At 59.6% G+C, this 11,373-nt stretch carries 5 protein-coding genes; 1 reads left to right on the top strand and 4 read right to left on the bottom strand.

What is annotated here, in order from left to right; translation table 11 throughout:
- Positions 1–186: 186 nt before the first annotated feature.
- Positions 187–1,431 carry an N-acetylmuramoyl-L-alanine amidase AmiC gene (gene amiC / locus CKF42_RS13380; protein WP_046102475.1) on the bottom strand — a complete coding sequence of 415 codons (1,245 nt, stop codon included), beginning with the start codon at positions 1,429–1,431 and terminating at the stop codon, positions 187–189.
- 232 nt (positions 1,432–1,663) lie between these two features.
- Here amiC and argA point away from each other — a divergent pair, with 232 nt between their 5' ends.
- The gene (gene argA / locus CKF42_RS13375) at positions 1,664–2,992 is read left to right on the top strand and encodes an amino-acid N-acetyltransferase (RefSeq protein WP_009087010.1); all 1,329 of its coding nucleotides are present in this window, start codon (positions 1,664–1,666) and stop codon (positions 2,990–2,992) included.
- Positions 2,993–3,043: 51 nt separating this feature from the next.
- Here argA and recD read toward each other — a convergent pair whose 3' ends face one another.
- From recD to ptrA, 3 genes are read right to left on the bottom strand one after another with little or no spacing between them, the layout of a single operon-like run.
- The gene (gene recD / locus CKF42_RS13370; RefSeq protein WP_058958013.1) at positions 3,044–4,885 is read right to left on the bottom strand and encodes an exodeoxyribonuclease V subunit alpha; all 1,842 of its coding nucleotides are present in this window, start codon (positions 4,883–4,885) and stop codon (positions 3,044–3,046) included.
- Positions 4,882–8,421 (bottom strand): exodeoxyribonuclease V subunit beta, encoded by a 3,540-nt coding sequence (gene recB, locus CKF42_RS13365; protein ID WP_111208387.1) that lies wholly within the window; start codon positions 8,419–8,421, stop codon positions 4,882–4,884. The genes recD and recB overlap by 4 nt, the downstream gene beginning before the upstream one ends.
- A complete protein-coding gene (gene ptrA, locus CKF42_RS13360; protein WP_111208386.1) occupies positions 8,418–11,309 on the bottom strand; it encodes a pitrilysin in 2,892 nt (963 codons plus the stop codon). Before ptrA ends, recB begins: the two co-directional genes overlap by 4 nt.
- Positions 11,310–11,373 lie beyond the last annotated feature (64 nt).

Below are 11,373 nucleotides of genomic sequence, written 5' to 3'. Positions count from 1 at the left end.
GGGTGGAGCAGCCTGGTAGCTCGTCGGGCTCATAACCCGAAGGTCGTCGGTTCAAATCCGGCCCCCGCAACCACTATTTAAACACCTGAAAGGGTGTTTTTTTGTTTCTGCCGTTCCCCTTCTCTTCTGTTTTCTCTCTTTCCACGGCGAAAAGTCTGCGGATAACCGGGGCTACCCGCACGTTAATTAGCGATGCGCCAGCGCGGCCCCGCTCTCCACATAGGCTTTGATGCCGTTCAGAATCGCCTCCGCAACCTGATGCTGATAGCGGGTGGTGCGTAACTTCCGCTCCTCCTCCACGTTACTGATAAACGCCGTTTCCACCAGAATAGAGGGAATATCCGGGGCTTTCAGCACGGCAAATCCCGCCTGATCGACAGTGCGCTTGTGCAGATGGTTGATGCGGCCCATGCGATGCAGCACCTCTTTACCGAACTTCAGGCTGTCATGGATCGTCTGACGCTGCACCATGTCGAACATGGTGTGATCGAGATAGCGGTCACCACTTTTGCTGACGCCGCCAATCAGATCGGATTCATTCTGCGTCTGAGCCAGAAAACGGGCCGCGGCGGAGGTTGCCCCGCTGGTGGATAAGGCAAAGACTGACGAACCGCGTGCCGCCCGGCTGGTGAAGGCATCTGCATGGATGGAAACAAAGAGATCGGCGCGCTGTTTGCGGGCTTTAGCAACCCTGACGCGCAGCGGAATAAAGACATCCTCATTGCGCGTCATGTACGCCTTCATGTTGGACTCTTTGTCGATCAGCGCTTTAAGCCGCCGTCCGATCTTCAGCACGATATCCTTTTCGCGGGTCTTATATTTGCCGTGTGCGCCCGGATCTTCCCCGCCGTGCCCCGGATCGATCATGATGACAATTGGTCGATCGCGTCCCGCCCTGCCCGGCAGAGGGGCCTGAACCCCGGCGTCTTTCTCCAGCGCGCCCTGATTATAATCTTTCAGCAGCGCAAGCAGCGGATCGTCTTCCGCCTGGTTCTGGGTCGGATAGAGGTCCACCACCAGCCGGTGATTGATTCCGGCGACCGGGGCCAGATTAAAGATCTTCGGCGAAACGTTGCGCTTTAATTCGAGAACGACGCGAACCGTGTCGCTGTCGAACTGGCCGACCCGGGCATGTTTGATAAAGGGATCATCGACCCGCACCAGTTTATTGACCCCTTTCAGGACCGGATTAAGGTGCAGGCCCTGAATATCTATGACCAGGCGTTCAGGATTGCTTAGCGCAAACTGCTTATATTTCAGCTCAACGCTGGACTCCAGCGTCATCCGTGAATAGGTCGATGAGGGCCAGATACGCACGGCCACAATGTGATTTTTTGCCGCCAGCCCGGTGCGGCTGACGCTTAACAGCAGTAAGGCGCCTGTCCCCTGTAAAAATCGTCTGCGTGAAAAATGGGAATTAACGTCTGACATGCCGCTCCAGCTGCTGAGTAATGTCTAAAAAAGCGCCAGTTAATAAAATGGCGGCGAAAACTTTATCCAATCCCCGGAATGATGTCACCCCGGAAAACCTAAATAATGCAGGCTGTTAGCGGCTTTGACACTTAGAAAAACGTAAATTTTCGTCAGGATTAAGGCTTGCAAAATGGCACGCAAAAGCATAAAAATACAAAAAATACGAATAAACATTCATTGAGGGTTGGCCGTGAAGGAACGTAGTACCGAGCTGGTTCAGGGGTTTCGCCATACCGTTCCCTATATCAATGCCCACCGGGGTAAAACCTTTGTCATCATGCTGGGTGGCGAGGCGATTGAGCATGAGAACTTCTCCGGCATCGTCAATGATATCGGCCTGCTTCATAGCCTGGGTATCCGCCTGGTGGTGGTCTATGGCGCCCGCCCGCAGATTGATGCCAGTCTGGCGCAGCAGCAGCTGGAGCCGGTTTATCATAAGTTTACCCGGGTGACCGACGCGCAATCTCTGGAGCTGGTAAAACAGGCTGCCGGCCGGCTGCAGTTAGATATTACGGCCCGCCTCTCGATGAGTCTGAACAACACGCCGCTGCAGGGTGCGCATATCAATGTAGTGAGCGGCAACTTCATCATTTCTCAGCCGCTGGGCGTGGATGATGGCGTGGATTACTGCCACAGCGGCCGTATCCGTCGCATTGATGAGGCGGCGATTCATCGTCAGCTGGATAACGACGCCATTGTGCTGCTTGGCCCGGTGGCGGTTTCCGTGACCGGCGAGAGCTTTAACCTGACCTCCGAAGAGGTCGCCACCCAGCTGGCGATCAAACTTAAAGCGGAAAAAATGATCGGCTTCTGCTCTGAGCAGGGCGTGCTGAACAGCGACGGCGAGATCATTTCCGAACTCTTCCCGAACGATGCGCAGGCCCGCATTGACGAGATTGAAAAGGAGGGTGACTACCTTTCCGGCACGGTGCGCTTCCTGAGGGGAGCGGTGAAAGCCTGCCGCAGCGGAGTCCGCCGCAGCCACCTGATCAGCTATCAGGAAGATGGCGCGCTGTTGCAGGAGCTCTTTTCTCGCGACGGTATCGGTACGCAGATCGTGATGGAGTCGGCAGAACAGATCCGCCGCGCCAACATCAACGACATTGGCGGCATCCTCGAACTGATCCGGCCGCTTGAGCAGCAGGGCATTCTGGTTCGCCGCTCACGCGAGCAGCTGGAGATGGAGATCGATAAATTCACCATCATTCAGCGCGATAACCTGACCATCGCCTGTGCGGCACTCTATCCCTTTATGGATGAGAAGATTGGCGAAATGGCCTGTGTGGCGGTGCATCCGGACTATCGCAGCTCTTCACGCGGTGAGATGCTGTTGCAGCGTGTAGCGCTTCAGGCGCGCCAGATGGGGCTGGAAAAACTGTTCGTGTTAACCACCCGCAGCATCCACTGGTTCCAGGAGCGCGGCTTTACGCCGGTAGATATCGAGTCACTGCCGGAAAGTAAAAAAGAGATGTATAACTATCAGCGGCGCTCAAAAGTGCTGATGGCCGACCTCACCTGATGTTATCCCTCCGGGGGAGAGCGATCATGGATGTGAACTCTCCCCTCTCTTTTATCCTGCTGCGCTCAGTCGATCGACCAGACCACTGCGTCGCTGCGTCTGCAGCTGTACCGCGCGCTGAAACACACCCGGTTCGCTGTAGATGGTCAGCTGACGCCGCGCGCGCGTAATGGCGGTGTAAACCAGTTCGCGGGTCAGTACCGGCAGAGACTGAGTTGGCATAACCAGCGCAGTGTGGTCAAACTCCGATCCCTGTGATTTATGCACCGTCATGACCCAGGCGGTTTCATGTGAGGGTAAACGGCTCGGCTGAATCGCTTTGATCGTGCCATCCGGCAGCGGGAAAAAGACCCGGAGGTTGCCCTCATCATCACGCAGCGCTATGCCAATGTCGCCGTTAAACAGGCCGAGCGCGCTGTCATTGCGGGTGATCATCACCGGCCGCCCGGCATACCAGCGGCTGCCGATGCCAGGACGACGGAGGCGCTGCAGCTGCATCAGCCGCTGTTCGATGCGCTGATTCAGCCCCTGTACGCCAAAGGGGCCGTCTCGCAGTGCACAGAGCAGCTGATAACGGCCAAACGCCGCAATCACCTCTGCGGGTGAGGCCTGCTCCCTGATCAGCTGCAGGAAGGGCTGATAACCGGCGGCGACTTCATCCAGCATCGCCTGATAGGCTTCCGCACTGTCCAGCGGCTGATAGCTGACATCCTCATAGGCCTCAGCAAACACCGCCCTGACCTCCTCCGCGTCACCACGATTGATGGCTTTTGCCAGCAGACCGATGCCGGATGAGGCGTCAAAACGGTAACTTTTCTGCAGCAGGCAGATGCTGTCGCGCACCGTCGGTGCCTGCAGATCGTCACTGCCCTGCAGGGTGCAACCGGTCAGCAGGGCAAGCTGTTCTGCCCGCGCCTGGCTGTAGCCACTTTCGGTACAGCGGCAGATGTCGCCCAGTACCGCCCCCGCCTCAACCGAGGCCAGCTGGTCGCGATCGCCCAGAAACACCACGCGGGCATGCGGCGGCAGCGCGGCAATCAGTTTGGCCATCATCGGCAAATCGACCATCGAGGCTTCATCCACCACCAGCACATCAAGATGCAGCCGGTTACCGGCATGATAGCGCAGGCGCTGGGTATCAGGTTGCGCGCCCAGCAGGCGATGCAGGGTCGTGGCTTCAGCAGGAAAACGCTGACGCTCTTCGTCACTCACGGCCAGATCCTGCAGTGCCCTGCCCAGGGATTCGGTCAGCCGCGCGGCAGCTTTGCCGGTCGGGGCCGCCAGCTGGATCCGCAGCGCGCCGGGATGCAGACGAATCAGCGCCGCGAGCAGTTTCGCCACGGTGGTGGTTTTCCCGGTGCCGGGGCCGCCGGAGATCACCGCCGTCTTGCGGGTCAGCGCCACCGCCGCCGCAATCTTCTGCCAGTTTTCCGGCTGGTCACCAAACAGGCTGTTGAGCACCTCACCGGCGGCACGCATATCCAGCGCGGAGGTCATCTCCTGAGCGGCAAAAAAGTCGGCAACCCGGCCTTCGCTGTGCCACAGACGATGCAGGTAGAGACGCTGATTGCTCAGCACCAGGGGCGTCACCCGACTGCCGTCGCTGACCGCCGACCAGTCAGCAAGACGAGCTGACCAGTTATCGGGCGCACCAGCAGCCTGCCAGATCGCCTGAGCCAGTGCAGGCTGCCGGCCGGCAAACAGCCGGGCTTCACAGAGGTTGCTCAGCGGTAAACAGACGTGCCCCTCGCCCGCCTCGGCGCTGACGCAGGCCGCCGCGAGGAGCAGCGCAGGCTGTGATTCAGCGGCCACGAGGCGGGCAAACTGAATATCCAGCGGACGCAGGAGACGTTTGTCGACTGCCTGCAGCAGCAGACTCAGCATGTCACTCATCCTCTCTCTCCGTTCTTACCAAACAGTGCATCCATCTCCTCCACACACTCTGCGGAGGGGCGGGTAGCAAAAATGCCGTTGTCGGGCGAGCTGCCATCCATCCCGCGCAAAAACAGATAAAAGACGCCGCCAAAATCGCGATCGTAGCGGTAATCCGGCAGGCGATGGGTCAGATAGCGATGCAGCGCCAGCGTATAGAGCTGATACTGCAGATCGTAGCGGTGCCCGATCATCGCCTGCGCCATCGCCTCCTGGGTGTAAGCGCTGTGGCTTTCCCCCAGCCAGTTCGACTTGTAGTCGAGCAGATAATATTTTCCCTGCCAGCGGAAGACCAGATCGATAAAGCCCTTCAGCATGCCCCGCACCTGACGAAAATCCAGGGAGGCAGCCTGCTGAGAGAGGCTGTCGTGCCGACGCAGCAGCGCATCCAGCCCGGCTGCCGTCAGCAGATTATCGATCGGCAGATAAAACGCCATCTCGATCAGCCGTTCGCTGCTTTTGATCGCCGACAGCGTCAGCCCCTCCGCGTTGAGCGGGGTCTCTAACACCCGCGCGATCCACGTCTCCAGCACCGGCAACCAGCTCAGCGGGTAGCCATTGTGCTGCAGCTGATCTTCCAGCCAGATGCGTTCCGGCGGTTCAGTAAAGTCGATAGACTCAAACAGGCCGTGCAGAAACGTACCGGGTGCCGCACCGCGCGGGAAATGGTGCGGCGTCAGTGCCGTCTCTTCACCGCTCTCCTCTTCGCCCGCCGCGTCAATATCGAAGCTGGGCAATGCATCCAGCAGCGGCGAACTGTGGTGCTGCTGCAGGCCGGAATAACTGGTGACCCGCCAGACATCCGTTCGCGCCTGAGTCACGACGCGGCTGCTCAGGACGTCGTCGCCCGGCTGCGCATCCTGCCATCGTTCGCCGGGCAGCAGATCTGCCTCGACCAGCGCAATGCCCGTCCCGGTTAACGCCTGCAGAGAACGGCTGAGCTGCTGCGCATCGGCCGCCTCGCCTTTCTGAATCAGATAGCCGAGCGCGCTCTTGTGCAGGTCGCTTTCGCCCTCTTTTTTGCGCGTGCCTTTGATCAGCGGCGCAATCCCGACGCTGCAGTGATACACCGAGCGGGTCAGCGCCACATAGAGCAGGCGCAGATCCTCTGCCAGACGCTCCTCTTCCGCCAGCGCCAGGCTTTGTGCATCGCCCTGAACGTCCAGCAGAGCCGCAAAACTTTCGCGGTCGTGATAAAGCGCACTGGCCGCTTCGCGGAATCCGGCAGCAAACGGCAGCCAGACCAGCGGGTATTGCAGCCCTTTCGATTTGTGGATGGTGATAATCTGCACCAGGTGGCGGTCGCTCTCCAGACGCAGCTGCTGGCTGGCGGCCTGGCTGTTCGGGCGGGCAATCTGCTGTGCCAGAAAACGCACCAGCGCGTGCGGGCTCTCCAGCTGCACTGAGGCTTCCTGCAGCAATTCCCCCAGATGCATCAGATCGGTCAGGCGCCGCTCTCCGTTCTCCGACGCCAGCATATTCTCCGCCAGCTGTCGTTTGATCATCACGTCGCGCAGCATCGGTAACACGCCGCGCTGGTGCCACAGCTGCTGCCAGACGGCAAACTGCTCGACCAGCGCATCCCAGTCGCGTTCATTCTGGCTCAGCGTTTCCAGCGTCGCCGCATCAATGCCAAAGATAGAGGTCGCCAGCGCGCTGCGCAGTAAGCGCTCCTGCTCCGGGGCCTGAATCGCCTGCAGCAGCCAGAGTAATTCACGCGCTTCCGGCGTGGTATAGACGCTGTCGCGGCTGGAGAGGTAGACCGAGGGGATCGCCAGCGCATTCAGCGCATCGCGGATTAAGGTGGCTTCATTGCGGCTGCGCACCAGCACCGTGATATCGGAAGCCCGCACCGGCTGCAGCGCCTCACCTTTCCCTGCAAAGGCGCGCCCCTGCTGTCCGGCCACCAGCCAGCGGCTGATGTCGGCGGCACACTGCTGCGCCATAAACTGCTGATAATCACTGCTGCCGACGCCCTCACCGGGTTGCAGCCAGAAGCGTAACGCCGGTTGCGGCTGCCCATCATAAATCAGCTTCAGTGACTGATTGGGTGCCGCAGGCTGTACCGGCTGAAAAGGGATCGCCGAGAACAGGAACGGTGACTCCAGCTGAGAGAAGAGGCGGTTAACGCTTTCGACCATTTCCGGCGAAGAGCGCCAGTTCGTATCCAGCGTGTAGTGAGCACTGACTTCGTTTCTGGCCCGCAGATAGGTAAAGATATCCGCGCCGCGAAAAGCGTAGATCGCCTGTTTCGGGTCACCGATCAGAAACAGCGCCTGCTCCGGCTGATTCACATAGAGCGTGCGGAAAATACGATATTGCTGCGGGTCGGTATCCTGGAATTCGTCAATCAGGGCGACCGGGAAACGCGCCCGGATGGTTTCCGCGAGCAGAACCCCGCCAGGCTGTCGCAGCGCCTCATCCAGCTTACTGAGCAGGTCGTCAAAACCTAACAGCGCCCGCAACCGCTTCTCGCGCTGAACCGTAGCGCGCACATCGATCAGCGCCTGAGCAATGATCACATCCCGCAGCGACAGCGGCTCTGCCAGAAACTGGTCGATGGCCTCAAACAGGGCGTGGCGTGGTGCTTCACCCTTTTTGGTTTTCTCCTCCAGCACCTGCTGGCCAAACCGCTCCAGCTCCTTCGGCAGCTGATAATCCAGCGTCTCACTGCTGGCCCACTGGGTGACTCTGGCGACCCAGTTGGGCAGATGTTTACTGCTGTAGCTGCGCTTATCCACGCCTGAGGCGCTGATGATGCCTTCAACGTCGCGACTCAGCGCCTGCCACTGCTGTTTGATGGCGTTGATGCGCGCCAGATTGCGGGCATGGCGGGAGGCCAGCGTCTCATCGGCCGCGGGCGGTCGTTTCAGTCCTGGCGTTTCGCCCTGGAGCCAGGGACGCAGCGTGTTCAGCAGGCTGTCCGGCCCGCTCCACTCTGCGGCGATAATCCGCGCCACATCCAGCGACAGCGGATAGCACTGGCGACGCCAGAAGTCGGCGGCGGACTGCTTCAGCAACGCCTGCTCATCTTCGATCAGCTCCTGCTCAAACAGCATGCCCGACTCAAACGCATTCAGATTGAGCATCCGCTGACAGAAGCCGTGGATGGTAAAGATGGCGGCTTCATCCATCTGCCTTTCGGCGGCCAGTAGCTGCGCCGCGGCCTGACTCAGATCCGGCATCTGCTCCAGTAATTGCTGATGCATCGGATTGCTGCTTTTGCCCCGGATACAGGCCAGACGCAGCTGGTGGATGTTCTCGCGGATACGGCCGCGCAGCTCGGCGGTGGCGGCCTCGGTAAAGGTCACCACCAGAATCTCTTCAACCGAGAGCGGCCGGCTGTAGGCGTTTTCTTCGCCCAGCCCCAGCAGCAGGCGCAGATAGAGCAGGCCAATGGTAAAGGTTTTTCCGGTGCCCGCAGACGCCTCAATCAGCCGCTCACCCCTGAGCGGCAGCGTTAAAGGATTCAGCGATACGGGGGGTAACTGCGTCATTGGGTCTCACTCTTTACCGGCAGCGACTGCTGCAACTGCGCCACTTCATCCCAGGTTTTCCAGCCAGGCTGCCGGGCATAGTCAATTTTGCCATTGTTACTGCCCGCAATCTGCGAGGTCATGACCATGCCATTATGTTCGATAACCGCCTTGCGGAAAAAGTCTGCCACGCTGGCCGGGGTGAGCAGCTGCACCTGCTCTATCACTTTCTGCCGGGTATCAAACGTCTCATTCTGACGATCGAAGTCACGGCTGTAACGATCGGCTTCTTCATCCAGCGTCTGGGGACGCTGCTGCAGGTCATTGATCATCGCCTGCTGATACTGCGCAAAATCGGCCTGGCTCATGTTGCGCAGACGTTTTTCCGCCTCGGGATAGAACGCCTGGTAACGCTGCAGCAGCCAGTCAGGTTGCCGGCTGTTACTCTGCAGCAGGAAGCCAACGCCCCACTGTCGGCCGACCGGCATCTGGAAGGCAAACACCGCATAGCCGAGCTGCTCTTTTGTGCGCAGCTGGTTGTAGAACCACGGCTGCACGATCTGGCTCAGCATGGAGCTGTTGGCCATGCTCTGATATTCGCTGTAGCCCAGCGGAATATAGAGCGCGGCAAGCGCCGAGTCGGTACTGCTGCCCGGCTGCTGCAGATTGGCCTTCAGCGGTTTATCGAACGAGACATACTGACTCTGCCAGTCGCGGGTCGCGTGACTCTGCATCTGCTGTTTCAGTTCATGTCCCAGCTGCGTTACGCTGTCTGCACTGAGGTTGCCGACCACCAGCATCTCTGGCGTCGCATCGCGGAACAGTGCGTCGCGGTAAGCCGTCACCTCATCAAGCGTGATCGTGCTGACCAGTCTGCGGCGCGTCTCGCGCTGGGTATAAGGCAGCTGAGAGAGCATCTGCATCGGCTGAATCGCCTGTTCGAACGCCTTGCCCTTTTCCGCCGCCTCCAGCCGCTCCAGATACCAGGATTTTGCCTGCGCCAGTTGCTGCTCTGTCGGCTGGAAGTGGGCATACCCTTCGACCAGTTTCTTCAGCAGCACCGGCAGGCGCTGCGTGAAGCCGCTGGCATTGAACACCAGACCTTCATCTTCACCGGTTGAAAAGCTGATGCCGCCCACCGAAGCCTGCGAATTTAGCTCGTCCAGCGCCAGGCTGGAGAGGTAGTCATTCAGGCCGAACAGCACCTGCTGACGTGCATCGCTGATAGCGTGCCTGTTGCGTAAGGCCAGGGTGATCGCCGCCTTTGGCTCGCGGGCATAATAGCGGCTGGGCATCCAGTAAATGCGCATGCCGTCGTCGTTAGCCAGTCTGACCGGATGCTGCCAGGTTTTACCGTCAGCGGGCAGCAGCGTGAAGTCGTCCGGAATATAGGGGTTCAGCGCAGGCATTGCCAGCGCGATCTGACTGGCGCGCTGCTGCCAGTCAGCAAAGGTCTGCGGCGTGATTTTCTCTGCCTGATAAGGCGCATCCACAAAGTAGGCTTTTTTGTTGTGCGGCTCCTGCGGGCTGATGTACCAGATACGCGCACGTTGCGGCGTCATCTCCTGCAGGCGGGCAGCGATCGCGGCGGCATCGTACTGATCGGCCAGGTAAGGCGCATCCAGCGTGTGTTCCACCGGCACCCGCAGCATGGTGTCGGCCAGCCACTCAATGTAATCCATATCGCGGGTGATGGAGGGATAGCGGAAGTCGAGTGCCAGTACGTGAGAGACCTCATCGAAATAGCGCTTATCGTCGCCCTGCTGACGCAGCAGATTGATGTAGCTGAATACCGCCGCCACCACTTCATCACGCTGCGCCAGGCCTTTATCCGTCAGGGAGACCGTAATGGCAAACACGCCGCTGTTACGTTCGGTCATCGGGTCGGCGCCGGCATTGACACCGTCCGCCAGCCCCTGCTTCTGCAGCCAGTCGGTCAGCGTATTTTTGCTGCGGTTACTGATTAAGTAGCTGATCAGCGTGTCCGTTTTACTGCGAAAACGATCGCTGTTGTTCCCGATGCGGAATTCAATTTTGAGCTGCTTGCGCGGCTGGGCGGGCACATAGTGAATGATGATGCCCTGCTGCGCATCGGTGACCACCGGCACGTTAATCTCCGGCACGCTGGCATGGTGACTTTTGATGCGGCCAAAGGTTCTGGCGGCAATCGACGCCATCTCCGGCAGCGGTTTGTTGCTGTAGATGACCGCCTTCATCAGGTTGGCGGAGTAATGCGTGTGGTAGAAGTCCAGCAGCGCCTGGTGCAGTTTACTGCCCGGCTTATCTTTCAGGGTCTCTAAATTACCGCCAGAAAAACGCGACGCCGGGTGTGCCGGGTTCAGGGTTTCGGCGCCGACCTGAGCCATGCGCAGGCCGTCACGCGCGCGCGCCATGGTCAGCTCGGCATTGACGGCGTGACGCTCGCGGTCAGCGTTGACCGGATCCAGCAGCGGTGCCGCCACGGCATCCGCCAGGCGGTCGACCGCCGGTTCCAGCGCCGCATTTTCCACTTCCAGATAAAAGGCGGTGCGATAAGAGGCGGTGCTGGCATTGTGACTGCCGCCATGTTTTTTCAGGAACTCGGCCAGGTTGTCCGGCTGCGGGTAGCGCTTTGAGCCCATCAGCACCATATGTTCGAGGTAGTGAGCCAGTCCCGCCTGCTGATCGGGATCGTCCAGCGATCCAATCGGCAGCGTCAGCGCCGCCAGCGATTTCGGTGCCACCGGATCGGACACCAGCAATACCGTCAGTCCGTTATCGAGACGGATGGCCTGATAGTTTCGGGGGTCCTGGTCACTTTTGCGAATGGTGTCGTTAACTGGCTGCCAGCCTGCAGATGTCTGCGCCAGGGCTGAGCAAGCCACCAGGCTCAACAGTAGTGCCGCTATCCAGCGTGCGTGTAGCCGCATGTAAACCCCTCTTGTTTCCCGATAAGCCGCCAATTACTGATGCGGCGGCTCAAAGCCAGGCAAA

This window comes from Pantoea sp. ARC270, from assembly GCF_003236725.1.
GTDB lineage: Bacteria > Pseudomonadota > Gammaproteobacteria > Enterobacterales > Enterobacteriaceae > Pantoea > Pantoea anthophila.
Note: the sequence above shows the minus strand (reverse complement) of the source record. Positions and strands in the feature narration are given on the sequence as shown.